This is a genomic window from Pseudomonas sp. GW822-FHT02G04 (assembly GCF_058802085.1).
On record NZ_JBXANU010000002.1, the window covers coordinates 68,671 to 92,542 of the forward strand.

At 60.1% G+C, this 23,872-nt stretch carries 21 protein-coding genes; 14 read left to right on the top strand and 7 right to left on the bottom strand.

Annotated elements, in window-relative coordinates:
* The first annotated feature begins 5 nt into the window (after positions 1–5).
* Positions 6–824 carry a helix-turn-helix transcriptional regulator gene (locus tag AC1RO5_RS02765; RefSeq protein ID WP_493172521.1) on the top strand — a complete coding sequence of 273 codons (819 nt, stop codon included), beginning with the start codon at positions 6–8 and terminating at the stop codon, positions 822–824.
* Positions 825–1,045: 221 nt separating this feature from the next.
* On the opposite strand, the gene AC1RO5_RS02770 is transcribed toward AC1RO5_RS02765, so the two are convergent.
* Positions 1,046–1,768 carry a pirin family protein gene (locus tag AC1RO5_RS02770; RefSeq protein WP_493172522.1) on the bottom strand — a complete coding sequence of 241 codons (723 nt, stop codon included), beginning with the start codon at positions 1,766–1,768 and terminating at the stop codon, positions 1,046–1,048.
* A 226-nt stretch (positions 1,769–1,994) separates the two neighbouring features.
* Here AC1RO5_RS02770 and AC1RO5_RS02775 point away from each other — a divergent pair, with 226 nt between their 5' ends.
* Both AC1RO5_RS02775 and AC1RO5_RS02780 read left to right on the top strand, forming a co-directional pair.
* On the top strand, positions 1,995–2,945 hold the full coding sequence (locus AC1RO5_RS02775; protein WP_493172524.1) for a GlxA family transcriptional regulator: 951 nt from the start codon (positions 1,995–1,997) through the stop codon (positions 2,943–2,945).
* A 185-nt stretch (positions 2,946–3,130) separates the two neighbouring features.
* Positions 3,131–4,609, top strand: coding sequence for an ATP-binding protein (locus tag AC1RO5_RS02780; protein WP_493172526.1), 1,479 nt, complete (start codon positions 3,131–3,133; stop codon positions 4,607–4,609).
* On the opposite strand, the gene AC1RO5_RS02785 is transcribed toward AC1RO5_RS02780, so the two are convergent.
* A complete protein-coding gene (locus tag AC1RO5_RS02785; protein WP_493172528.1) occupies positions 4,574–7,378 on the bottom strand; it encodes an ATP-binding protein in 2,805 nt (934 codons plus the stop codon). The genes AC1RO5_RS02780 and AC1RO5_RS02785 overlap by 36 nt on opposite strands.
* 230 nt (positions 7,379–7,608) lie before the next feature.
* Here AC1RO5_RS02785 and AC1RO5_RS02790 point away from each other — a divergent pair, with 230 nt between their 5' ends.
* A complete protein-coding gene (locus AC1RO5_RS02790) occupies positions 7,609–8,184 on the top strand; it encodes a flavodoxin family protein (RefSeq protein ID WP_493172533.1) in 576 nt (191 codons plus the stop codon).
* A gap of 33 nt (positions 8,185–8,217) precedes the next feature.
* Positions 8,218–9,042 (top strand): alpha/beta fold hydrolase, encoded by an 825-nt coding sequence (locus AC1RO5_RS02795; RefSeq protein ID WP_493172535.1) that lies wholly within the window; start codon positions 8,218–8,220, stop codon positions 9,040–9,042.
* Positions 9,043–9,075: 33 nt separating this feature from the next.
* Here AC1RO5_RS02795 and AC1RO5_RS02800 read toward each other — a convergent pair whose 3' ends face one another.
* Positions 9,076–9,540 (bottom strand): helix-turn-helix domain-containing protein, encoded by a 465-nt coding sequence (locus AC1RO5_RS02800; protein WP_493172537.1) that lies wholly within the window; start codon positions 9,538–9,540, stop codon positions 9,076–9,078.
* A 318-nt stretch (positions 9,541–9,858) separates the two neighbouring features.
* Between AC1RO5_RS02800 and AC1RO5_RS02805 the strand changes: the two genes are divergently transcribed.
* The 7 genes from AC1RO5_RS02805 to ycaC all read left to right on the top strand — a co-directional run bounded on the left by AC1RO5_RS02805 (position 9,859) and on the right by ycaC (position 18,074).
* Complete coding sequence (locus tag AC1RO5_RS02805) at positions 9,859–10,782, top strand: LysR family transcriptional regulator (protein WP_493172539.1); 924 nt, start codon at positions 9,859–9,861, stop codon at positions 10,780–10,782.
* A gap of 157 nt (positions 10,783–10,939) precedes the next feature.
* Positions 10,940–13,432 (top strand): hypothetical protein, encoded by a 2,493-nt coding sequence (locus AC1RO5_RS02810; protein ID WP_493172541.1) that lies wholly within the window; start codon positions 10,940–10,942, stop codon positions 13,430–13,432.
* A gap of 390 nt (positions 13,433–13,822) precedes the next feature.
* Entirely contained in the window at positions 13,823–14,191 is a 369-nt protein-coding gene (locus AC1RO5_RS02815; protein ID WP_493172544.1) for a DUF6124 family protein, read from the top strand.
* A gap of 270 nt (positions 14,192–14,461) precedes the next feature.
* Positions 14,462–14,878 (top strand): DoxX family protein, encoded by a 417-nt coding sequence (locus tag AC1RO5_RS02820; RefSeq protein WP_493172546.1) that lies wholly within the window; start codon positions 14,462–14,464, stop codon positions 14,876–14,878.
* Positions 14,871–15,473: an antibiotic biosynthesis monooxygenase gene (locus AC1RO5_RS02825; protein WP_493172548.1), complete on the top strand. Its 603-nt coding sequence runs from the start codon at positions 14,871–14,873 to the stop codon at positions 15,471–15,473. Before AC1RO5_RS02820 ends, AC1RO5_RS02825 begins: the two co-directional genes overlap by 8 nt.
* 69 nt (positions 15,474–15,542) lie before the next feature.
* Positions 15,543–17,381: an amidohydrolase gene (locus AC1RO5_RS02830; RefSeq protein ID WP_493172550.1), complete on the top strand. Its 1,839-nt coding sequence runs from the start codon at positions 15,543–15,545 to the stop codon at positions 17,379–17,381.
* A 66-nt stretch (positions 17,382–17,447) separates the two neighbouring features.
* Positions 17,448–18,074 carry an isochorismate family cysteine hydrolase YcaC gene (ycaC, locus tag AC1RO5_RS02835; RefSeq protein ID WP_028941293.1) on the top strand — a complete coding sequence of 209 codons (627 nt, stop codon included), beginning with the start codon at positions 17,448–17,450 and terminating at the stop codon, positions 18,072–18,074.
* Positions 18,075–18,163: 89 nt separating this feature from the next.
* On the opposite strand, the gene AC1RO5_RS02840 is transcribed toward ycaC, so the two are convergent.
* Both AC1RO5_RS02840 and AC1RO5_RS02845 read right to left on the bottom strand, forming a co-directional pair.
* The gene (locus tag AC1RO5_RS02840; protein WP_493172553.1) at positions 18,164–19,591 is read right to left on the bottom strand and encodes a mechanosensitive ion channel domain-containing protein; all 1,428 of its coding nucleotides are present in this window, start codon (positions 19,589–19,591) and stop codon (positions 18,164–18,166) included.
* A 63-nt stretch (positions 19,592–19,654) separates the two neighbouring features.
* Complete coding sequence (locus tag AC1RO5_RS02845) at positions 19,655–20,671, bottom strand: alpha/beta hydrolase (RefSeq protein WP_493172555.1); 1,017 nt, start codon at positions 20,669–20,671, stop codon at positions 19,655–19,657.
* A gap of 160 nt (positions 20,672–20,831) precedes the next feature.
* Here AC1RO5_RS02845 and AC1RO5_RS02850 point away from each other — a divergent pair, with 160 nt between their 5' ends.
* Positions 20,832–21,716: a LysR family transcriptional regulator gene (locus AC1RO5_RS02850; protein ID WP_493172557.1), complete on the top strand. Its 885-nt coding sequence runs from the start codon at positions 20,832–20,834 to the stop codon at positions 21,714–21,716.
* Between the two features lie 114 nt (positions 21,717–21,830).
* Positions 21,831–22,643 (top strand): class I SAM-dependent methyltransferase, encoded by an 813-nt coding sequence (locus AC1RO5_RS02855; RefSeq protein ID WP_493172559.1) that lies wholly within the window; start codon positions 21,831–21,833, stop codon positions 22,641–22,643.
* Positions 22,644–22,657: 14 nt separating this feature from the next.
* Here AC1RO5_RS02855 and AC1RO5_RS02860 read toward each other — a convergent pair whose 3' ends face one another.
* Positions 22,658–22,966 (bottom strand): addiction module antidote protein, encoded by a 309-nt coding sequence (locus AC1RO5_RS02860; RefSeq protein ID WP_007937045.1) that lies wholly within the window; start codon positions 22,964–22,966, stop codon positions 22,658–22,660.
* Positions 22,967–23,177: 211 nt separating this feature from the next.
* Entirely contained in the window at positions 23,178–23,867 is a 690-nt protein-coding gene (locus tag AC1RO5_RS02865) for an N-acetyltransferase (protein WP_493172561.1), read from the bottom strand.
* Positions 23,868–23,872: the final 5 nt, after the last annotated feature.

The window sequence follows — 23,872 nt, forward strand, 5'->3', positions numbered from 1 at the left end:
GAACAATGCGCCCTTGTGACGGCATCCAGCACCGGGAAAACATTATCGATGCGTGTGTCATACGGGCGCGGCAGCCTCATACCTTGCAACGGGTGCCGATATTCGCAACCACCTTGTGTCGAGTGCGACAGGGGGAAAAGCTGCTGCAATGGGATGACCGGGAGATGCGCGCAGGGCCGCAACATCTGATCCTGATGCCGGCCGGGCGCGAGCTTGGCATCTCGAACTTCCCCGGCCTTCATGGTCACTACATCGCTGATGTCGTGACCTTTCCCGCTTCGACACTGCGCAACTTCAGCAGTCGATATGGCCGGCAGATCATGAGTGGTCACCGTGCCCCGAAGACAGATCTGTGTGTGCCTCTGGACAGGCATACGACGCAGGCATGGGAGCAGTTATTGGCCGCCATCAATGCGAACGCTCCGGATGCATTACGCACCCACTACGGGGAAGCTGTTCTGCTCAGCCTGAGCCTCAACGGCCAGGCCGGACCGCTGCTGACGGATCGCAATGATCCATTGTGCGAACGTGTGCAGCAGTTGCTGATGGGCAGCCCTGAGAGCGACTGGACGGTTGCGAGCGTTGCACAACATCTGAACCTTGGTGAATCGACGTTGCGGCGCCAACTGGCCAATGAGGGGAGCAGTTTCAGGAATATTCTGGAAAGTGTTCGACTTGCAACGGCGCTGCAATGGTTGCAAACCACTTCTCGGCCCATCGGTGAAATTGCCGGCGCCAGCGGCTACGCCTCAGCCTCACGTTTTGCCGTGCGCTTTCGCTCACACTATGGCCTGTCGCCACGGGAGTTGCGGGCGACGATTTAGGTATTCCTGTACTTGATTTGATCCGAATGAAAACGGCCTGTCGGCCGTTTTTTTGTACCTGGCGAAAACCTTAATCGCCGGCCCCTGTGGCGAGGGAGCTTGCTCCCGCTCGGCTGCGAAGCAGTCGCAAATACGGCGGATGCGGTGTGTCAGGAAAACTCCCTATACCGGTTTTGGGGCCGCTGCGCAGCCCAGCGGGAGCACGCTCCCTCGCCACAAAGTCACGGCATTTCCGGCAACTCCTGCGGCCGCAAATCAAACACCAGCACCTCGGCGTCCACGCCATTGCTCAAGGTCAGCACCTGTTCTTCGCGAACCCGTACGCCGTCGCCTTCGCGCAGCTGCATACCGTTCAATTCGACACTGCCTCGCGCCACATGCACATAAGCATAGCGATCGGCAGCCAGTTCCAGCGTGGCGCTTTCCTTGCCGTCGAACAGGCCGGCATACACTCGCGCATCCTGCCGGACTTTCAGCGAACCGTTGGCCCCGTCCGGGGAGATGATCAGCTGCAAGCGGCCGCGTTTTTTCTGGGTACTGAAATGCTCTTGCTGATAACGCGGTTTGGCGCCGCTGACGTCGGGCACGATCCAGATTTGCAGGAAGTGCACCGGGCGTGTCGATGAGTGGTTGTATTCACTGTGCGCCACGCCACTGCCGGCGCTCATCAATTGCACGTCGCCAGGGCGGATCACCGAACCGGTGCCCAGCGTGTCCTTGTGTTCCAGCGCGCCTTCGAGCACGTAGGAGAAAATCTCCATGTCGCGGTGAGGGTGCTGGCCAAAGCCTTTGCCGGCGGCCACGCGGTCGTCGTTGATCACCAACAAGTCTGAAAACCCCTGTTCCCGCGGGTTGCGGTAGTTGGCAAAGGAAAAGGTATGGAACGACTTCAACCAACCGTGATTGGCCGCGCCGCGATCCGAAGCTTTGCGAAGGGTCAGCATTATGAAATCTCCTGTCAGGACGTGAATTCGTCCGAGTGAGGAGAAGGTTAATGGTTACGCTTCAGTGCAATAAGTAGATGAAAATTGAAATACTGTCTCTTGCAGGTTGACAGTTATGTGGACGGGTTCATGTATGCTTGTTGTTACATGTGGCCATAATGCCGGGCGCCAGACCTGTGGGCGGCGCAGTGGTATTGAACAGTTATCTATTAGTGACTTTGAACCCATGAAAACCGTGGCAATGGTGTTGTTCCCAGACTTTCTCCTGCTCGACATGGCCGGTCCCATGGAAGTGTTTTCCATCGCCAATCGTTATCTGCAACCGGCGGACCGATACGAGCTGTTGACCATCGGCACCGAGCAGGGCGCATTGCGGGCCTCCAATGGCGTCAGCGTCCAGGCCGATCTGCACATCGATCAGGCGAACGGGCACTACGATGTGTTGCTGGTTCCGGGCGGGCCGGGGGCCTACAACGAAAAGCATCCGCCGCTGCTCAACTGGCTTCAGGGTGCCATCAGCCGTGCGAACCGATACGGGTCGATCTGCACCGGCGCGTTCGTGCTCGGGCATGCCGGGTTGCTGGACGGCTTTCGCGTGACCACTCACTGGCATTACACCGAACGACTGATCAAAGGCTTCCCCAAGGCCATCGTCGAGACCGATCAGATTTTCGTGCAGGACCGCAATCTCATCACTTCCGGCGGTGTCACCGCTGGCATCGACCTGGCGCTGGCGGTGGTTGCCCAGGACCACGGCAAGAAAGTCGCCCTGGACGTCGCCAAAGTGTTGTTGGTGGTGATGAAGCGCCAGGGCGGGCAGGCGCAGTTCAGTCCGCTGGTGATGGCAGTGTCCCCCCAGGAAACGTCGATCACCCGGGTGCAGAACCATGTGCTCGAACACCTCGACGAAGCGTTCAGCATCGAACGCATGGCCAGTCTGGTGAACATGAGTGCGCGGCACTTCGCCAGGATTTTCGCTCGGGAAGTGAACATGACGCCGATGGAGTTTCTGCAAAGCGCGCGCATCGATCACGCCAGGAATCTACTGGAAACCAGCGAACTGCCACTCAAGACCGTGGCCTATAAAAGTGGCTTCGGCAGCGTGCGCCATATGCGCTTTCTGTTTAGTGAAAAGCTCGGCCTGACCCCCACCCAGTACCGTGAGCAGTTCAGTTAGAGCCCTGTTGTCCGTCGTGCGCACCGCGATGGCCGTGATGCTCCTCCCGTGGCCGTTGTGCCGTCATCCATGCCTGCCAAGATACCCGTGAACTCTTTTTTTGGAGGTGCGGGAGCCTGGATGGGCGGGTGCGATGGAGCTTGAAGTTCCTTGAGCCGAGCCAGGTTTTCAGCGCATGAACGTGCATGAACAGCCTCAGAAACATAAACAGCGACACGGTGCTGCGGTTCGGGCCCTACGCGTTCCACCTGCACCAGCGGTTGATCCTGGACGGTGATCGGCCGCTGCGCATGGGCGGGCGGGCCCTGGAAATTTTGCAGGTGCTGGTCGAGCACGCCGGTGCGGTGGTCAGCAAAGAGGCGCTGATTGCCCACGTCTGGCCGACCTCGGTGGTCGAGGAAATCAACCTGCGCGTACATATTGCCGCTCTGCGCCGAGCGCTCGGCGATGGGCCGAACGGGCAACCCTACATCGTTAATATTCCCCAACGCGGTTATAGCTTCATCGCCCCGGTGCAGCACGACCGGACGGGCACGCCGGTGCTGGTCGAAGCCGTGCACAAGCCTCAACACAACTTGCCTGCGCGGCTCACGCCAGTGACCGGTCGCGACTCGATCGTCGGCAGCGTGGTCCGGCAGTTGCCGGTTCGACGCTTCATGACCCTGGTCGGCCCCGCCGGCATTGGCAAGACCACCGTGGCGTTGCGCGTGGCCGAGTTGCTGTTGCAGCACTATCGGGACGGTGTCTGGATGGTTGATCTGGCAGCCATCGATGACCCGTCGCAGCTTGTCGATCATCTGTCGCGCACTCTGGAACTGGACGTCGGCGCAAAGGCGTTGAGGCAACGGCATGCCTTGCTGGTGCTCGACAATTGCGAACACGTGCTCGAGCGTTGTCGGACAGTGGTGGACGATTTGCTGGCCTCGGCGCCTCGGTTGTCGATCCTCGCCACCAGTCGCGAACCGCTGCGAGCGGCAGGAGAAACGCTGCTGCGGTTGTCACCCCTGACGGTGCCACCCGCCTCGGCGATTTATAGCGTGGCCGAGGACATGGGTTATTCAGCGGTGCAGCTGTTGGTCAGCCGCGCCCGAACCCGTCAGCAAGGGTTTGCCTTGCGCCAACAGGATCTCAAGGCTGTGCGCGAAATCTGTCGGCGGCTGGATGGCTTGCCGCTGGCCATTGAGCTGGCGGCGGCGCAAATCGATGCGCTGGCATTGGTGGGGTTGCAAGCGCAACTCGGCAACTGTTTTCAGCTGTTGAGCCAAGGTCGACGTACCGCCGTGCCACGGCATCAGAATCTCAAAGCGGCGCTGGACTGGAGCTATGAACGGTTGAGTCCGTTGGAGCAGATCGTGTTGCAGCGGCTGGCGGTGTTCAAGATGGCGTTTACGCTGGACGCGGCGATTGGCGTGATCAGTGGCGCGATGTTGCTGCCCGCAAGCCTGGTCAACGTGGTGGAGAGTCTGGCGAATAAATCGCTGCTGTCGGTGGAGCAGGGCAACGGCGTGACCCGCTACCGTTTCCTCAATACCACGCGCACCTACGCTCTGGAGAAGCTCGAACACAGCGGTTACTTGCATGCCTTCGAACTGCGTTATGAGCGCTACATAAGTCGGGCCCACTGGACATCAGGCGGGCAGGTCGCGCTGCAACTCGTCGAGTAACCGCCGGACTTTTATCAGGTCCGGTGTGGCGAAACCTTCGGTGAAGCGCTGGTAAATCGGCGCCAGCAGCTCATGGGCTTGGCGGAAGTGACCCTGACGCTGCCACAACTGGGCCAGTGATGTGGCGCTGCGCAGTTCCCAGGCCAGCGCTCCCTGGGTTTTTGCCACGGCTAAAGCCTTGAGCAGCACTGCCTCGGCAGCGTCGCCGCTGCTTGGGCAATCCTCTGCCAGTAACGCGTCGGCCCGGGCCCGCAGAATCTCCGCCGTGCTCCAGCCCGCCGCGCCGTTTTTGGCCCGCTCCAGCGACGCGTCATCGATGAAACGGCTGTCCAGAGTGACCATTATTTCCTTGATCAACCCGGTGTTCGGTCGCGGCGACGAAAGTGCATCGGCACCGTCGATCACCTGCGCGTAATGTTTGGCCCATGTGTAGAACAGCAACACCGAGTGTTTCTTCGACTGCTCAAGCAGCAAGGCCAGGAGTTCGCGGGCGACCGGAGTGTCGCCGTTGTAGTGGGCGATCAGGCAACCGGACAGTGCCAGGGTGTAGCAGATGGACGTGCCATGATTGATCTCCATCGCGATGTCGAGCGCCTGTCGCGCGGTGTGCCAGGCTTTTTCCGGGAGCCCTTGCAACCAGAGAATGCGCGCCAGAATCGTCAGGGCCGCCACGCTCTGGTCGTACTGCACGCCAAAACCATGGGTGAAGCGGTTGAGGTGGCCGCTCTGGGCCAAGCGTTGAATGACCTGCTCGGCATTCTCCCGCGCCAGTGCCTGATCCCCGGCAAAATGCAGGGCCAGGACCCGCAAGCGGTGAGTGCTCAGGGATAACACCGCATCGCCGTGCAGTCCCAAACGGTCAAATTGCCGGCTCTGCTCCAGGGCCATTTGGTACTGGCCACAACTGAGGTTAACCGCCATGTGTCCCGAGATTGCCCTGAGCTGACCGGCCATATCGTTACAGTCTTCGGCCAGTCGTTTGGCGCTGACGAACGCTTCGATGGTTTCGGCGGTACCGCCCTGGGTGTGGTAGCAGGAGCTGCCGAGGGCGAGCTTCAGGGTCATTTTCAAACGCGGGCAGGGACGGTCTGTCGCCTTGAGCAACACCAAGGCCTTGCGCACATACACACCGTGCTCCTTGAGCAGCGACAGTTCCTGCCAGAGCGGTGTTGAGGTCGCGGCAAGGCGGATGGCCAACGCATGTGAACCTTGAGTATTCAAGGCCCAATCGAGCGCTGCACGAATGTCTTCCAGGTTGCGGGCGTAACGTTCGGTCCAGCGCTCGCTCTGGGTGTGTTCCCAATCGCTCTGTGCCTGCTGCATCAAGGCCAGACAGCATTCGGCGTGGCGCTCTCGGGTGTCCGCCAGCTCTTGGGCCTGGTCGAGTTTTTCCAGTGCATAGCCACGTGTGGTGTCGAGCAGACGGTAGAACACTTCTTCGTCGCCGACTTCCACGTTCAGCAATGACTTGGCCACCAATTGGGTAATCGAGCCAAACACCACGTCGGGCTCAACGTACTGGCCGACAATCACGGCGGCCGCCGATTCCAGGGTAAAACCGCCCCGGAATATCCCCAATCGGCGCAGGCAGGTTTGCTCGCAGGCATTGAGCAGTTCGAAGCTCCAGTCCAGTGTGGCACGCAGGGTCTGATGGCGGGCCAAGGTCGTCTGACAGCCTTGGGCAAGCAGACGAAAACTGTCTTGCAGTTGCGACAGCAAGCCACTCAAACCCAGGTTGCCGACTTGCGCCGCCGCCAGTTCGATCGCCAGCGGTATGCCGTCCAGGCGACGGCAGATTTCAATCGCCAGCGGCAGGTCGGCTTCGCTCAGTTCGAAGCTGTCGTGGCTGGCCATCGCCCGCTCGACAAACAATTGCAGCGCCGAAAACGTCAGGGCCTGAGCGCGGTCGAGCACGGCGATGGGCGGCGGGCAGTCCAGCGATTCCAGGCGCTGCACGCATTCGCCTTCGGCCCGCAGGCTTTCGCGGCTGGTGGCCAGAATGTGCACCTGGGGCGCCGCGCGCAGGATGCTTTCGCTGAGCAACGCAATGGCATCGATCAGGTGTTCGCAGTTGTCGATGACCAGCAGCATCTGCCGTTCGCGCAAGCATGTGGCGAGCCCGTTTATGGGGTCGGCGTCATGCAACGACAAGCCCAGCACTGTTGCCAAGTGCGCGCCGATCATCAAAGGGCAGTTGATCGGTGCCAGGTCCACCAGGCGAATGCCGTCTCGATAGCGACCGATCAGTTGCTCGGCGACACGCAGCGCCACGGTCGTCTTGCCGATCCCGCCGGGGCCCACGAGGGTGATGAAACGCTGCTGCGAGAGTTGCGCCAACAGGCTGTCGACCAGGGCCTGACGGCCGATCATGCGGGTGCGGCGGACCGGCAGGTTATGGCCGCCTGGTTCACTGATGTCGTTTTGGGGGCGTTGTTCGATGGATTCCAGGGAAAACGGCGCAACAAAACTGTAGCCGCGCTGGGCGACGGTGATGATGTAGCGCTGGCCGGCCTGACCGTCACCGAGGGCTTTGCGCAGTGCCGCCATGTGCACGCGCAGGTTGATGTCTTCCACCACGCTTTTCGGCCAGACCCGGGCAATCAGGTGCTGCTTGCTCACCACCTGGCCTGCGTTCTCCAGCAGGATCAACAGAATGTCCATGGCCCGCCGGCCCAGGCGCAGGGGCTGGTCGGCCTCCATCACCAGGCGTTGTCCGGGGTAGATCCGGTAGGGGCCGAAATGGATGGCCTGTTCGGGGGAAAGGGTCAACGGGTCACTCCTGCTTGCATCTGTCATCACGCGCTATTCGGGCATGTTCCTCAAGTTTTTTCGGCAACGCAACGCAGCGTCAGGTGCGCAGTTGAAAATTAACAACGTTTAACTCGTGTTGTGTCCGGTCTACGCTCAAAAATCCATTTATTCAATTAGCCGAAGGTATCGGCCTTTTAAGCAACAACAAGCGTGCCGCAAAAAGGACGAACACTTCTGGAGGAGCCGGAATGAGCAACGTGGTGGTGGTCTATCACAGTAGTTACGGGCACACCCGGGTCATGGCCGAAGCCGTGGGGCTGGGGGTGGAGCGGCACCTGGGCAGCACCTGTCGGCTGATTCCGGTGGAGGAAGTGGACGACCACTGGGAGCGCTTGCACCGTGCCGATGCAATCATCTTCGGCGCCCCTACCTACATGGGCAGTGCTTCGGCGGCGTTCAAGGGCTTCATGGAGGCCACCGCGTCGTTCTACCTGGCCCAGCCCTGGCGCGACAAACTCGCTGCCGGGTTTACCAACTCCGGTTGCCTGTGCGGCGACAAGCTCAACACCTTGCTGCAGATGGCGGTGTTCGCCGCCCAGCACTCGATGATCTGGGTCGGCCTCGATCTGCTGCCCGCGCGCAGCAGCCTCGGCGTGTTCGACGGGCAGTTGAACCGACTCGGCAGTTCGCTGGGGGCGATGGCCCAATCGAACGTCGAACAATCCCCCGAATGTGCACCTCCCCTGGAAGACCGCCGTACCGCCGCACATTTGGGCGAGCGGGTGGCGCGCCTGGCCGAACGAATGGCTCATACCTCTTATTAACCGTCGTAAACCCCATGCATCAGGAGAATCATAATGAGCACCTTCACCACCCGAGACGGCACCGAGATTTACTACAAGGACTGGGGCACCGGTCAGCCGATCGTCTTCAGCCACGGCTGGCCGTTGAACGCCGACAGTTGGGAGTCGCAGATGATCTTCCTGGCCTCCAAAGGCTACCGGGTCATCGCCCATGACCGCCGCGGTCACGGTCGTTCGAGCCAGCCATGGTTCGGCAACGAAATGGACACCTACGCTGATGACCTGGCGCAGTTGATCGAGCACCTGAATCTGCAAAACGCGGTGCTGTTCGGCTTCTCCACCGGCGGTGGAGAAGTGGCACGCTATATCGGCCGCCACGGCACCGGTCGTGTGGCCAAGGCCGGGCTGATTTCTGCGGTGCCGCCGCTGATGCTCAAGACCGAGGCCAACCCGGGTGGTCTGCCATTGGAAGTGTTCGACGGTATTCGTCAGGCATCGTTGGTCGACCGTTCGCAACTGTACAAGGATCTGGCCAGCGGTCCGTTCTTCGGCTTCAACCGGCCGGGCGCCAAACCCTCGCAAGGCATGATCGACTGGTTCTGGCTGCAGGGCATGGCTTCCGGCCACAAGAACGCGTACGACTGCATCAAGGCGTTCTCTGAAACCGACTTCACCGAAGACCTGAAGAAGTTCGACGTGCCGACTCTCGTGGTGCATGGCGACGACGATCAGGTGGTGCCGATCGAAGCCGCGGGCATCGCCTCGGCAAAACTGGTCAAGGGCTCCACATTGAAGGTCTACCCGGGAGCCCCACACGGCCTGACCGATACCCACAAGGATCAACTCAACGAAGACCTGCTGGCGTTCATCAAGGGCTGATCAAAATCAAAAGATCGCAGGCTGCGCCGGCGCCTACAGGGATATGTGAACACCTGTAGGAGCTGCCGAAGGCTGCGATCTTTTGATCTTGAGAGAGGGAAGAACACGCACGGCCCGGCAACGCCAGGCAAACGGTGTGATGCCTTCGCTGCGGGTAAAAATATGAGAGAAATGTGCCTGGTCGCAGAAGCCACATTCCAGGCTGATTTGCGTCAGGGTCATGTCCGTGTTCTGGATCAACTGTTTGGCCCGGGCGATGCGTTGCTGTCGGATCCAGTCCTGCGGTGAAACACCGGTGCTGCACTTGAACGCACGGGAAAAATGACTGCGCGACAGGGCACAGGCCCGTGCCAGTTCGGTCACTTCCAGGGTGTCGTCGAGGTGGTCGAGGATCAGTTGCTTGACCAGGGTTTCACGCCAGGGGCTAAGGCCGCCCGTGGGTTTTTTTTGCGTTTCAATGGCACACGCCTTGATCGCGTTTTGCTGAATGAGAGCCATGGCCAATGTCCGTGTCGATGGGCGCGCGGTTGCACTGCACGGTGGGTCAGCACGTTTCTTTTTCTAAAAACTCTAAAAAAAGAGCTCTGCGCAGAAGGCTTCATTCTTGGTCGCGGGGGCTTTGGCTTGCGAGTTAAACGTTGTTAATTCCACAGTCAGGCTTAAGGGTGAAAATGCGTCACTGAGCACATCGCTGCAATTCGTGCTGATGCACGGTCATGCAAGATTGACGACGTGTAGCGGCTTGGGCAGGGCCGCTTTTTTTTAGTAAAGTCCGACACACTTGCGCCTGACTGAACACAAAGGGGAACCGTGCCCATGAACCGTAACGATCTGCGCCGCGTCGACATGAACCTGCTGGTGATTTTCGAAGCCCTGATGTTCGAAAAGAACCTGACCCGAGTCGCCGAAAAACTGTTCATGGGCCAACCGGCGGTGAGCGCCGCGCTGGGCCGGTTACGTGATTTGTTCGACGATCCGTTGTTGCTGCGCAACGGTCGCGGCATGGAGCCGACGGCGCGGGCGCTGGCGATTCTCAAGGAGCTGCAACCGGCGATGGACACCATCTCGGGGGCGGTCAGCCGGGCCAAGGAATTCGACCCGGCCAGCAGCTGCGATGTGTTTCGCATCGGGCTGTCGGACGACGCCGAGTTCGGGCTGTTTCCGCCGTTGCTGCGACAATTGCAGGAAGAGGCACCGGGGATCGTGGTCGTGGTGCGCCGCGCCAACTATCTGTTGATGCCGGCGTTGCTGGCGTCGGGGGAAATCTCGGTGGGGGTGAGTTACACCACGGATCTGCCGGCCAATGCCAAACGCAAGAAGCTGCGGGACATCCCCTGCAAAGTCCTGCGCGGCGATGACCGCCCAGGGCCGCTGACACTGGACGAGTATTGTGCGCGGCCCCATGCAATGGTGTCGTTCTCCGGTGACCTGAGCGGCAACATCGACCTCGACCTGGCCAAGGTCGGCCGTACCCGCCGCGTGGTGCTCGGCGTACCGCAATTCAGTGGTCTGCGCGCGTTGCTCGCTGGCACCGAGATGATCGCCACCGTGCCGGATTACGCCGCGTGTGCGTTGGTGGAGGGGTGTGGGTTGCGCGCGGAAGATCCACCGTTTCCCATCGACGCGGCGCAGCTGTCGATGGCCTGGAGCGGGGTGCATGACAACGATCCAGCGGAGCGCTGGTTGAGATCGCGGATCAGTCAGTTCATGTCGGCGCCGCTGGATATTGCGGCGGTGTAAACAGGCAGAACACGTGCTGCGAGCAAGCGCTTTTGCTCTTACCGTTCATCCGTTTTTTTCCTGACCTGTAATTTCTGATAGTAGCGCGATGTCGCCAACCGGTGTGTGATGAGTCAGTGCCCATGGGGCGACCTCAATCATGCACAGGGAGCGAATGATGAATAGCCCAGTTGCCGCAGCGCTCATCAACTCTCCGCCAGCCCCTGAACTCGAGCAAAACCCGGGTAACCCGCCACTTGACCCAGCGTTGGTCCGTAATAACCTGACGGTTGTCATCAACTACCCCATGCAGCCTGGGGAGAGCTTGCAAGTGATCTGGAAGGCTGCGCCGGGAGCGCCGAGCGAGGCCTCATTCACGACCGTCTTCTTTCCGGTCGGCGGCACTGCGCCATGGAAAGTTCCGCTGCCCAACTGGATAGTGGCCTATAGCTTGAATAGCGTGGTGACGGTGACTTATGTCGTCATGAACGGCACCACACCGATCACGACCTCCTTGCCGCTGACGGTCACCATTGTGCCGCTTGCGCAGAGCGCTCTGCCCATCCCGCTGATCACCCAAGCGGCCAACAATGGCATCGGCAGCGTGTTGGACGTGGCGTTCTTGACCCATTTCACCCTACGCATCAATGGCTGGCCGCTGATAACGGACGGGCAGTATTTCTGGATGAGCCTGAGTGGCATCAACGACGACGGCAGCGCTTTTTACATTGAATACTGGATAGCGCCCAACAGCGTGGTCACCCAGGCATTTCTGCAGTCCGGTTTTTATGCCGAGACGTTTTCGGCGTTGCCGCTCAAGAGACTCAAGCATGGCAGCACGTTGACACTGGATTTCAGGGCCGCGCTGGATAAAGAACTGAACAAGAATGCAGCACTGAAGTTTGCGCCGCGTCACTACACCATCAATAACGATGCCCAAACGCGACTGTTGGCTCCCTCTATCGTGGAAGCCAAAGGTAACCCCCATCTGGACCCGCTGGCGGCCCGATACACCCTCACGACTCGTCTCTCCTTTCCCGTAATAACGGGCGCCAGGGTCCGTGTGCGCTGGATAGGTGCGCCGGGCACTTCGCCAGAGGCTTCAGTTGTCACCGCTTATGTCGATGCCGGTGCAACCGGTACTAAAGACGTGTCGCTGCCCAATTCGGTGGTCGCCTTTAACCTGGGCCAAACGGTGACGGTGATCTTTGACCTGATGGTCGGCAACGCTCCCGCCGTGAGTTCGCTGCCGCTGATGTTGAACGTGCTGCCTCTTGCGCAGAACGCATTGCCCCAGCCGATCATCAAGGAAGCATTGGGCAATGGCCATGGCAACGAGCTGGACGTGAGCTCTATCTCGGCGTTCACCCTGTTCATAGAGGGTTGGCCGCTGATCGCCGTCGGTCAGTACTTCTGGGTAAGCCTGATTGGAACATTGGCCGATGGCGGCGTTTTCAATGTCGAGTACGTGATTGCCCCCCACCCCCCTGTCGACCAGTCGTTTGTCACCCACGACTTCTTTTCGCAAATCTTTTCAACCACCCCGCTAAACCTGCTCATGGATGGCAGCACACTGACAGTGGAACTCAGGGTGGCACTGGATAAAAGCCTGAGCAAAAGTTCAGCAGTGAAGTTTCCAGCGAAACAGTACACCGTCAAAACGGGCGGACCGATACCGCCGGATCCGATGATCCTGGCGGTGAAAGACTCTGCCGGCAATGACATAACCAATGGCGGGACCACCAACGCCACCCAGGTGACGATCAGCGGCAGCGCGAGGGCAGACGAACAACTGGAGATACTTGACGGGCCAACCCCCATACGCACGATCCCGGTAGTTTCCGGCATCTGGGAGCTTACGGTCTCTGCGTTGACTGATGGCCCGCACGTATTCACCGCCCGGCCCTTGAATGGCAGTGGGGTATCCAACTCATGGACGATCAACGTTAAGGTAAGCCGGGAAGTGACGATCAAGGAAGCGCCAGATAACGCCAATTTGAACCCGGTTGACGCAATCACACATTTTACCGCTGTCTTGAATTATGCGAGTCAGTCTGACGACCTGGTCAGTGTGACCTGTACTGCCGAGCCAGGCACACCGGCAGCGGGTTCGCTCACCACAACCCTTGTCCCGGTGGGCGCCATGCCCATGGAAATATCGTTGCGCACTTCATTGGTGCCTTTCAGCATCGGTAAGGTGGCGGATATCTCGTTCACCTATACGCGTGGTTCATCGGCTCCAGTCACATCATTGCCCTGGCCGTTCAATGTTCTGCCTATCCCGAAGGACTCGCTCATTTCCCCGGTGATTGCCGAAGCGAAGGGTACAACCGAGCTTGATCTGAAGGATGTCATTGCCGGAGCGACCCTGCAGTTTGGCAACTGGCCACATATCGCAACCGGACAACGAGTATCGTTGATGTTGAGGGGCCGCAATACCAGCGGCGCCGAGCATAACCTCACTCTATGGACAGACACGCGCAACGCGGTTCATCGAGCATGGGTTACGTCTGGTAGTTACAGCACGATCATCCAATCTGGCTATCTGCTGGCGCTCATGCCCGGGAGCATATTGTCTATAGTGTTCTCGGTATGCACGGATCAGGTGCCTGGTTCGGCGGCCAGGACGGATTTCAATGAGCAGGAATACACTGTCAAGGACACTCGTTGACCAGAGAAAGGGTTAGAGATTTTTGGTATTCGACGTGGAGTGTTTAATGGCGTTTAGCGTTACTTCCTGAAAGCTACAGATCCTTGCGCCGTTGCCTACGACTGCGCCAGAATCCGCCGGCTTGTGTGCCTTGAACCAGATCTCTATCGTTTCCAGGTCGCTGACGAATCAGCGATCGGGTTTAGCAGCTCGGTGAATATCAAGGCACGTCAGTGCCGCCTCTGATCAACCGACACCGTTTTAGTCAGTTGCTCTTCGTTATGGCGGCTTTGCGTGGGGCACTTCGGTGCGCCGGGTTCCTTGATCCCTGGTCTGCTAACCCGCGTACAGCCGCCACCTTTTTCGTTTAGCAGCGATGGGCGACGGCTCCAATGATCAAGGAGTTTCACCATGTTCAAACCAACACCGAACCCGCCACAAACCGACGACGTTTCCCCCTACGACCCCCTCGATCCCAAAAAACTCAACGAAGCCGCCGAGCGCGCCCTCGATCACTACCTCAAACCGTCCGCCCCCAAGCCCCCACGCAAACCGAGCACGATTTACACCGTCGCCCCGGACATCGACATCGAAGAGTTGCTGGCCAATGCCTGCGAGTCCTTTGCCTCGGCCAAGGTGATTGCCAGTGACTGTGCCGGGTTTCTGCAGGGGCCGCAGCGCAATACGATACTGGGTGTCGCGCAACTCATCATGTTCGGTGAGCTGGCAGTGAATCGGGCGCTGGATAGTCTGGAGCTGAAGGCCGACCCGGCCCTGTAACCTGAGGTCAAACGCTGATCCCTGTGGCGAGGGAGCTTGCTCCCGCTCGGCTGCGCAGCAGTCGTAAACCCTGTACACGCGGTCTACCTGATGCAATTGGGTTGAATGGTTTTGGGGCCGCTTCGCAGCCCAGCGGGAGCAAGCTCCCTCGCCACAGGGGTTGCGTTGTCTGTGTACTGCATTCCAGCCGTACAAAGAGAGCACGTACATTCAATTTTTCCCTACCCCTTGGCGGCACTATTCAATCCAGTGATTGAACAGGGGTGAGCCATGAACGCTTCGCAACGGGATGAACAGGCGCGGGATGTCGGGCTGCTGTTTCTGCGGGTCAGCGGTGGTCTGTTTCTGCTGTGGGTTCACGGCTTGCCCAAGCTGCTGGACTTCAGTGCGCAACTGCAACTGATCGAAGACCCGTTCCACCTCGGTGCCCACCTCACCCTGAGCCTGGCGATTTTCGCCGAAGTGCTGTGCCCGCTGCTGATTGTCGCCGGTGTTCTGGCGCGGCTGGCGTGCTTGCCTATTCTGTTTGTGCTGCTGGTGGCGCTGCTGGTCGTGCACCCGCAATGGAGTGTGGCCGAAGGGCAGTTCGGCTGGCTGTTGTTGATCATCTTCACCTCTGTGTGTATCGCCGGGCCGGGTCGGCTGGCGCTCAATATTCGTTTGCCCGGAGTGCTCCGTTATGTCTGAAGCCCAAACTCAAAAAGCGCCGGGGTCCGATGAGATCGTGACGCTGATCGTCAAGCACCGGGTCAAGGCCGGTTACGAAGCGGCCTATGAAGCCTGGCTGCGCAACATCGTCAGCGTAGCGGGGCGCACCGAAGGACATCTGGGCGTGGACGTGATCCGCGGCAAGAACGCTGGCCTGGACATGTTCACCTGCGTGCTGCGCTTTTGCTCCACCGAGGCCATGCAGCGCTGGCTCGATTCGCCGCAACGTCAGGCGTTGATCGATGAAGCCGTGCCGATGCTGGCCGACGGCGACCAGACCGAGGTCAACCCGGTCAACGAATTCTGGTTCGCGCCGCTGGCCGACGCCGCCTCGCCACCGCCGCGCTGGAAGCAGGCCGTGGTGTCGTTGCTGGTGATTCTGCCGCACACCTTGCTGGTGCCGCTGCTCTGGGGGCCGCTGCTCAAACTCAACGCTTTTCTCTCCAACTACTTGGTCGCCACGTTCCTGATCACCCTGACCATCGTGGTGTCGGTGGTGTACGTGTGCATGCCGGCTGCGACTCGCTTGTTTGCGCCGTGGCTTGCGGCCAGTCAGCCACGGGAACACCTCTAATCCAACGCAAATTCGCCGCGCTGAGCGGGCGCTTTTTTGCTTCATTTCACTGATGACGAAGGAACTGCGATGAACGCCGATCTGATTCTGTTCAATGGCCAATTTCATACCGTAGACCGCAAAAAACCCCTCGCCAGCGCCGTGGCAATCAAGGGCGGCCGCTTCGTCGCGGTCGGCACCGACGCCGAAGCCATGGCCCTGCGCGGCTCGGGCACCCAGGCCATCGATCTCAAGGGCCGTTGCGTCATCCCCGGCCTCAACGACTCGCACCTGCACCTGATCCGTGGCGGTTTGAACTACAACCTCGAACTGCGCTGGGAAGGCGTGCCGTCCCTGGCTGATGCCTTGCGCATGCTCAAGGAGCAAGCCGACCGCACACCGACGCCGCAATGGGTACGGGTGGTCGGTGGCTGGAACGAATTCCAGTTTGCCGAGAAGCGCATGCCGACCCTGGAAGAGCTCAACCAGGCGGCGCCAGACACCCCGGTGTTCGTGCTGCATTTGTACGACCGCGCCTTGCTCAACCGCGCTGCATTGCGGGTTGCCGGTTACACCCGCGACACGCCGAACCCGCCGGGTGGCGAAATCGTGCGTGATGCCAACGGCAACCCGACCGGCATGCTGGTCGCGCGGCCCAATGCGATGATTCTGTACTCGACCCTGGCCAAGGGGCCGAAGCTGCCGCTGGAATATCAGGTCAACTCGACCCGCCAGTTCATGCGTGAGCTCAACCGCCTCGGTCTGACCAGCGCGATCGATGCCGGCGGTGGTTTCCAGAACTACCCAGACGATTACCAGGTGATCGAGCAGTTGGCCAAAGACGAGCAACTGACCATCCGCATCGCCTACAACCTGTTCACCCAGAAGCCGAAGGAAGAGCTGACCGATTTCCAGAACTGGACTGGCAGCGTCAAGTTGCATCAGGGCGACGACTTCCTGCGGCACAACGGCGCCGGCGAGATGCTGGTGTTCTCGGCGGCGGATTTCGAAGACTTCCTCGAACCGCGTCCGGACCTGCCGCAGACCATGGAGCAGGAGCTGGAACCGGTGGTCCGCCATCTGGTGGAGCAGCGCTGGCCGTTCCGTTTGCACGCTACTTACAACGAATCGATCAGCCGCATGCTCGACGTGTTCGAGAAGGTCAACCGCGATATTCCGTTCAACGGCCTGCCTTGGTTCTTCGATCACGCCGAAACCATCACCCCACAAAACATCGAGCGGGTGAGGGCGCTGGGCGGTGGTATTGCGATCCAGGATCGCATGGCGTTCCAGGGTGAATATTTTGTCGACCGCTACGGCAAGCAGGCCGCCGAATCTACGCCGCCGATCAAGCGCATGCTGGCCGAGGGTGTACCGGTCGGCGCCGGCACCGATGCCACGCGAGTGTCCAGCTACAATCCATGGACCTCGCTGTACTGGATGGTCAGCGGGCGCACCGTCGGTGGTCTGGCGCTTTACGAGGAAGGCTTGCCACGGCAGACCGCGCTGGAACTGTTCACTCATGGCAGTGCCTGGTTTTCGTCCGAGCAGGGCAAGAAGGGCCAGATCAAGGTCGGACAATTGGCGGATCTGGCGGCGTTGAGCGCTGACTTCTTCAGCGTCGAGGAAGAAGCGATCAAGTGGATCGAGTCGGTATTGACCGTGGTCGGCGGCAAGGTGGTGTACGCCGCCGGCGACTTCGAAAAACTCGGGCCTGTCAGCCTGCCGGTGCTGCCGGACTGGTCGCCGGTGGCGAAGGTTCCGGGACACTGGCGGCCGAACGCGCCGATGCAGGCGCAGGTGCACCAGTGCAGCGGCCCGTGCGCCGTGCATACCCACAGCCATGAGAAGGCCCGTATGTCGAACGTGCCGGTGAGTGACTTCGCCGGTTTCTGGGGCGCCTTCGGCTGTTCCTGCTTCGCGTTCTGAGTCTTGCAACACAGCGTCGGCCATCGTGGTCGACGCCTCACCTCACCACCATCCGAGGAGTTTCACATGAGCAACGTTCCTTACAAACGTCTGAACAAAGATGACGCCGTTGTGCTGCTGGTCGATCACCAGACCGGCCTGATCTCTCTGGTGCAGGATTTCTCGCCCAACGAATTCAAGAACAACGTGCTGGCCCTGGGCGACATCGCCAAGTTCTTCAACCTGCCGACCATCCTCACCACCAGTTTCGACGCGGGCCCGAACGGCCCGATCGTGCCTGAACTGCGCGAGCAATTCCCGGACGCGCCGTTCATTCAGCGTCCAGGCCAGATCAACGCCTGGGACAACGAAGACTTCGTCAAGGCAATCAAGGCTACCGGCCGCAAGCAACTGATCATCGCGGGTGTGGTGACCGATGTGTGCGTGGCGTTCCCGACCCTGTCGGCCATTGCCGAAGGTTTTGAAGTGTTCGTGGTAACCGATTCTTCCGGCACCTTCAACACCACCGTGCAGCAAGCAGCGTGGGCGCGGATGTCGGCGGCGGGTGCACACCTGCTGAACTGGTTCGCCGTGGCCTGCGAGCTGCAAGGCGACTGGCGCAACGACATGGAAGGCCTGGCCAACCTGTTGTCCCAGCGTTTGCCGAACTACCGCAACCTGATCAACAGCTACACCAAGTTCACTGCCAAGTAAGAAGATCAAAAGATCGCAGCCTGCGGCAGCGCCTACAATTGGAATGCGTTCCTCCTGTAGGGGTTGCCGCAGGCTGCGATCTTTTGCTTTTAGCGTTTTTGCAACCATCCCAAAAAACCACCTTTCCTGATCGGTGCCGGTTTGGCCATCAACGCCAGCCGACTGTTCTGCTGCCGCACCGCCTGCAACTTGTTCAACGCCCGGCCCACTTCGCTACGTTGCTCCATGCACTGGCGGGTCAGGTTCTTGTCGAGACGGTAGATGATCGAGGACGTCAGCGCGGTAAACGTCGCCTGCGACGGCGTATCGGCCAGGATGCTCTGTTCGCCCATGACTTCGCTCGGCCCCATGCGACCGGCCTCGGTGAAACCATCGCCGTCCGGCACGCTGGCGCTGACGACGCCGGTGGCGATCACGAACAGGCTGTCCGGCACTTCATCCAGATCCAGCACCACCTGGCCTGCGGCGTATTGTTGCGCGACCATCGATTCGGCGAGGCGGTCACGTTCCTCATGGCTCAGCGAGCGGAAAATCTTCACTTCATCGAGCAGCGCGCGGGCGCGGGTCGAGGGTTCGATCACGCCGTCGGGGTGTCGCGAGATGCCGGCCGCTTCCAGATGGCGATGGGCGAGGTCGAACAGTTGATTACGCACGTCGCTTTTCTTGCCCAGCTCGGCGATGAAACCGCTGGCCACGTATTCGGACATCTCTTCGCCAGCCTCTTTCAACACCGCTTTGGGTGCCGGGTTCAGCAACAGGTTGCTGCTGCCTTGCAGCGTGCGCTCGAGGGCGTCGAGCACCCGGTGTGGGCGGATGTGGTTCGCCACCTTGATGCTGATCGACACCCCGTGCAGGTTGTTCGGGCGGCTGAGGTTGACGATCTTGGCCTTGGCCGCCACCGAGTTTGGCACCACGGCCATCGTACCGGCGCTGCTCAACAGGTGCGTGGCGCGCCAGTTGATGTCCAGCACTTTACCCTCGACGCCATCGATAACCACAAAGTCGTCCACCTGATAGGGTTTGGTGGTATTCAGCACAATGCCGGAGAACACGTCGGCCAACGTGCTCTGCAGCGCCAGACCGACCACGATGGCGAACACGCCGGACGTCGCGAGCAGGCCTTTGACCGGCAGATCCAGCACATAACCGGCAGCCGCGACGATGGAGGCCAGAAACACCAGCGCACCGATAACGTCCTGCAACAAACGGCCGCTGTGACCTATGCGGCGCATCAGCACCAGACCGAACACCTCGGTGAGCACCCGTGCGGCATACAGCCACCAGATAATCCCCAGCGCCGTCGCACCGAGCTGCGCCACCGGGTCATCGGCAAACAGCGGCGCCTGCAACGGGCTGACGCCGGCGTTGATGACCAGCGCACTGAACGCCAGAAACAACACCAGACGCACGCCGACCCGCGGCGCGCGATGCTTGAACGGGACGAGGTGCCAGAGCAGAGCGTCGAGCACCAGCAGCAGGGCGCTCCAAGACAACAGGTGGGCAGAGAAAAGGCTCATGGATTGCACTCCAACGGGCACAAAAAAACTCGCCACACCCTGGGGTGTGGCGAGAGGTTGGACTTAGTTCAAATGCGTCTTGAGTTCGGCTGCGGCCTGACGTACCGCCGCTTTGACTTCCGGAATCTGATTCAGCGGGTTGAGCAGGCCAAAGTCATGAATCATCCCGTTGTAGCGCACCGAGGTCACCGGCACACCGGCCGCATCGAGGTGGCGGGCGTAGCCTTCGCCTTCGTCACGCAGCACGTCGAATTCGGCGGTCTGCACCAGTGCGGCAGGCAGGCCCTTGAGTTGTTCGGCGCTGGCGTTGAGCGGCGAGGCATGAATCTGCGCACGCTCGGCCGGGTTGGTGGTGTAGTTGTCCCAGAACCACTGCATCATCCCTTTGGTGAGGAAGTGCCCCTCGGCGAATTGCTGGTACGAGCCGTCGTCGAACTGTGCGTTGGTCACCGGCCACATCAACAGCTGGAAGCGCAGGGCAGGGGTGTTCTGCTCCTTGGCCATCAGCGCCACGACCGCCGCCATGTTGCCGCCGACGCTGTTGCCGGCCACCGCCAGTCGCTTGCCATCGACACCGATCTCTTTGCCATTCTCGGCCACCCATTTCGTCGCGGTGTAGGCCTGGTTGATGGCGGTCGGGTAGTGCGCTTCCGGCGACGGCGTGTAGTCGACGTATACCGCGACTGCGCCGGAGCCCACTACCAGGTCACGGATCAGGCGCTGGTGAGTCGGGAAGTCGCCCAATACCCAGCCGCCACCGTGGAAAAACATGAACACTGGCAACTCACCCTTGACCTTCGCCGGACGCACCACTTTCAGGTTGATGGTCTGGCCGTCGACCTTGATCGCCTTATCGCTGACTTCAACGCCCGACAGATCAACCTTCACCGAAGCCTGGGCGTCGGTCAGCACGGCGCGGGCGTCTTTCGGGCTCAGTTGTTCCAGCGGTTTGCCACCGCCGACGGCGAGGGCATCGAGGAAGGCCTGGGTGTTGTGTTCGACACCGGGGCTGCCGGCGGCGAATGCGTTGCCGATGGACAGGGCGAGAACGGAAGCGGCGAGGGTTTTCTTGATGTTCATGTGCAAATCCTTTTTAAATCGTTTGAGTTTTTATGCCTTGGGATCGGGCTGCTGTGGCGCTGGGGTTCAGGCCTCAGCAACACCGTGAGCACAGATTAATGAGATGCCGGAAAGTGAAAAAGCGGCTATAAAGCGATTAACTGTCAACCAGAGAGTGACAATGAACCCGTTCGAAGACATGCGTATTTTTTGCCAGGTCATGGACTCCGGCAGCTTCACCGCGGCGGCCGATCAGTTGGGCCTGTCCAAGCAGTTCGTCAGCCGCCGCCTGATGCAACTCGAAGAGCGCCTTGGCGTGCGCCTGCTCAATCGCTCCACCCGGCGGCTGGACGTCACCCCACTGGGGCAGAGCTATTACGAATCGGCCCTGCGCCTGCTCAGTGAAGTCGAGCATGTGGAGCAGGGCATCGCCGGCCAGACCATCGAGCCTCGCGGCACCATTCGTCTGAGTGCGCCGTTGTCGTTTGCCGTGGCGCATTTGGGCTGTTTGCTGCCGGTGTTTTTGCAGCGTTATCGCGATGTCACCGTGGAGGTTGATCTGAGCGATCGGCCGGTGGACTTGCTCGGCGAGGGGTACGATTTGGCATTGCGCATCGGCGTGCTGGAAGACTCGACCCTGATCGCCCGCCGCATCGCCGTCATCGAGCGGGTGTACTGCGCCAGCCCGGCGTATCTGGCCGAGCGTGGCACGCCGCTCAAACCCGAGGATTTGCACACCCACGATTGCCTGCCCTACGGCCACGGTCGCCAGGTGCAATGGCGGTTCGAAGGGCGGGGCAAACCGCTGACCGTCAACGTCACCGGGCGGATGCGGGTCAACAACGGTGAACTGCTCAAGGACGCGGCCATCGCCGGCATGGGCATCACGTACTTGCCGAGCTTCATCGTCGGTTCGGCCCTGGAGGACGGCCGGCTGGTGCCGGTGCTGGATGATTTCCGCCCCGAGCCGCTGACCTTGTCGGCGGTCTACCCGCAGCACCGTCAGGCCTCGCGGCCGGTGCAGGCGCTGATCGAGTTCTTGCGTGAGCGGCTGAATCAACAATAAGAGGGCTCATGTCATCGTTGATTACAAGATTGCAACAAACCCCTGATGTGGTTTTTCCTGACGCTGATCTAGACTCGTGCCGGTCAATCGAAGACCCGTGTTCTGGAGCGCGCAATGGAAATGCCGACAAAAGAAAAAGCCATCGCCAGCAATCGCGATGCATGGAATGACTCCGCCCAACACCACAAAGACACCCCCGAATGGCGGGCCCGTTTGAGTGCCGTGGGCCATAGCGATTTTTCCTGCCTGGATGACACCCTCACCGGGTTGCTCCAACAGGTCGGTGTCGACGGCAAGGATGTGGTGCAACTGGGCTGCAACAATGGCCGGGAAAGCCTTTCGCTGTTTGCACTGGGTGCCCGCAGCGTGGTGGGCGTCGACCAGTCCGGGGCCTTTCTCGATCAGGCCCGGGAGCTGGCATCCCGTTCGCCTCATCAGCCCGAGTTCATCGAGGCTGACATCCATCACCTGCCGACTGAGCTTCACCAGCGCTTCGACGTGGCGCTGATCACCATCGGCGTATTGAACTGGATGCCGGACATCGGCGAGTTTTTGCGCCATGTCGCGCAAACCCTCAAGCCCGGCGGCAGCCTGGTGACTTACGAAACCCACCCGTTCCTGGAAATGTTCGACCCCGAGTCAGCCGACCCCTATCGTCCGGACAGCTCGTATTTTCGCAGTGAGCCTTTCGTCCAGGACCAACCGATCGTCTACGAAGGCAAAGTCGAGCAGCAGGCCTCGGCGTCCTACTGGTTCGTCCACACCCTGGGCGCGATCTTCACCGGTGCCGTCGAGGCGGGGTTGCAGATCAGCCACTTCAAGGAGTACCCGCATTCCAATCGCGAAGAACTCTACGACAAGTATCAGCAGCAAAAAGCGCAGTTGCCGTTGTGTTACACGTTGGTGGCGGTGAAGCGAGCAACGTAGTGCCAGGGATATTCTCAGAGCGTTGAGTGATTTGCCGCGTGTCCTGGTTGCGCGCAGAGATCAATGCCCAAGGCATGAATGACCTTTAGAACCGTATCAAAACGTGGTTTCGCCCCGGGTGCGAAGGCCTTGTACAGGCTTTCGCGCCCCATTCCGGAATCTTTGGCAATTTGTGTCATGCCGCGAGCCTTTACCACGTAGCCGATAGCACGAAGAAATTCTTCGTTGTCGCCGTCCGCCAATACCTGAGAGAGGTATTCGCTGATGGCTTCGTCACTGTCGAGCAGTGCCGCCATGTCGAAGTTTGTTAGTTTTTGATTCATGCTTCTGGCTCCTCATTCCTGTGCGAATGTATCTGTTAGCGCAGGCATGAGGAGTCAGTTGGTTCTTTTGTGATGGGTGTATTTTTCCCTGAACTGTGTAGGCAACTGACGCCATCGCGGGCAAGCCACGCTCCCACAGGTTCAGCGCAGTTCAATGTGGGAGCGAGTCGGCCGTAAAAAAGTGGCTGATTGAGATCGATGTGGAAGCCAATCACGCCTGCGCCGCCGTCACCGGCTGCTGTTCCGGTTTGCGCAGTGCCGTCAGCCGTGAGCCGGTGTAGTAGGTTTCGCGGAAGAAGCGCCAGCGGCCGAACAGGTCGTAGACGTGGGTGATGCGCCCTTGCTCCTGGTAGTCCATGCGGATGTGCATTTTCATCGCCTGGATGTTGCGGGTGTCGCAGACGTCGACGATCTTGTTGCAGCCTTTGGCCCGCATCGCGTCCCAGAGCTTGAACTGGGCGTCCATCGACAGGCTGGTGCCAAAGTAGAGCGGGATCATTTCACCGCCGAACTCGAAAAACTCACCGGGGTTGATCCGGAACCAGCAGCCGTAATAGTGCCGGTCGAAGTAGTCCCTGGCGCTGCCCCAGATGAATCCGATGGCATCACCTTCCTCGTTCACGTACATGTGCCCGGTGTGACCCTCGGCGGCGATTTCGGCCATGGCTTTGACGCGGTTGCCGTAATACTTGGTGAACGCCGTGGCGTTTTCCGGGGTGATGTTCACCAGGCGCAGGCCCGAATAGGGCCGCAGATTTTGCGGCGCCACCGGGGTCACCAGATCGCGCCCCAGCCACAGCAGCTCCCGATGGAAGTACACATAACGCTTCCAGAGCGTCTGGAGTGTGTAGAGCAGGCCTTTTTGTTTGATGCGTTCGCTAAGTTTGTCGATGACGCTCATGAAGT

Excerpts from the sequence above, each read along its gene's own strand:
- AC1RO5_RS02765 (WP_493172521.1), top strand. The coding sequence starts at position 6 with ATGCGCCCTTGTGACGGCATCCAGCACCGGGAAAACATTATCGATGCG.
- AC1RO5_RS02770 (WP_493172522.1), bottom strand. The coding sequence starts at position 1,768 with ATGCTGACCCTTCGCAAAGCTTCGGATCGCGGCGCGGCCAATCACGGT.
- AC1RO5_RS02775 (WP_493172524.1), top strand. The coding sequence starts at position 1,995 with ATGAAAACCGTGGCAATGGTGTTGTTCCCAGACTTTCTCCTGCTCGAC.
- AC1RO5_RS02780 (WP_493172526.1), top strand. The coding sequence starts at position 3,131 with ATGAACAGCCTCAGAAACATAAACAGCGACACGGTGCTGCGGTTCGGG.
- AC1RO5_RS02790 (WP_493172533.1), top strand. The coding sequence starts at position 7,609 with ATGAGCAACGTGGTGGTGGTCTATCACAGTAGTTACGGGCACACCCGG.
- AC1RO5_RS02795 (WP_493172535.1), top strand. The coding sequence starts at position 8,218 with ATGAGCACCTTCACCACCCGAGACGGCACCGAGATTTACTACAAGGAC.
- AC1RO5_RS02800 (WP_493172537.1), bottom strand. The coding sequence starts at position 9,540 with ATGGCTCTCATTCAGCAAAACGCGATCAAGGCGTGTGCCATTGAAACG.
- AC1RO5_RS02805 (WP_493172539.1), top strand. The coding sequence starts at position 9,859 with ATGAACCGTAACGATCTGCGCCGCGTCGACATGAACCTGCTGGTGATT.
- AC1RO5_RS02810 (WP_493172541.1), top strand. The coding sequence starts at position 10,940 with ATGAATAGCCCAGTTGCCGCAGCGCTCATCAACTCTCCGCCAGCCCCT.
- AC1RO5_RS02815 (WP_493172544.1), top strand. The coding sequence starts at position 13,823 with ATGTTCAAACCAACACCGAACCCGCCACAAACCGACGACGTTTCCCCC.
- AC1RO5_RS02820 (WP_493172546.1), top strand. The coding sequence starts at position 14,462 with ATGAACGCTTCGCAACGGGATGAACAGGCGCGGGATGTCGGGCTGCTG.
- AC1RO5_RS02825 (WP_493172548.1), top strand. The coding sequence starts at position 14,871 with ATGTCTGAAGCCCAAACTCAAAAAGCGCCGGGGTCCGATGAGATCGTG.
- AC1RO5_RS02830 (WP_493172550.1), top strand. The coding sequence starts at position 15,543 with ATGAACGCCGATCTGATTCTGTTCAATGGCCAATTTCATACCGTAGAC.
- ycaC (WP_028941293.1), top strand. The coding sequence starts at position 17,448 with ATGAGCAACGTTCCTTACAAACGTCTGAACAAAGATGACGCCGTTGTG.
- AC1RO5_RS02840 (WP_493172553.1), bottom strand. The coding sequence starts at position 19,591 with ATGAGCCTTTTCTCTGCCCACCTGTTGTCTTGGAGCGCCCTGCTGCTG.
- AC1RO5_RS02845 (WP_493172555.1), bottom strand. The coding sequence starts at position 20,671 with ATGAACATCAAGAAAACCCTCGCCGCTTCCGTTCTCGCCCTGTCCATC.
- AC1RO5_RS02850 (WP_493172557.1), top strand. The coding sequence starts at position 20,832 with ATGAACCCGTTCGAAGACATGCGTATTTTTTGCCAGGTCATGGACTCC.
- AC1RO5_RS02855 (WP_493172559.1), top strand. The coding sequence starts at position 21,831 with ATGGAAATGCCGACAAAAGAAAAAGCCATCGCCAGCAATCGCGATGCA.
- AC1RO5_RS02860 (WP_007937045.1), bottom strand. The coding sequence starts at position 22,966 with ATGAATCAAAAACTAACAAACTTCGACATGGCGGCACTGCTCGACAGT.
- AC1RO5_RS02865 (WP_493172561.1), bottom strand. The coding sequence starts at position 23,867 with ATGAGCGTCATCGACAAACTTAGCGAACGCATCAAACAAAAAGGCCTG.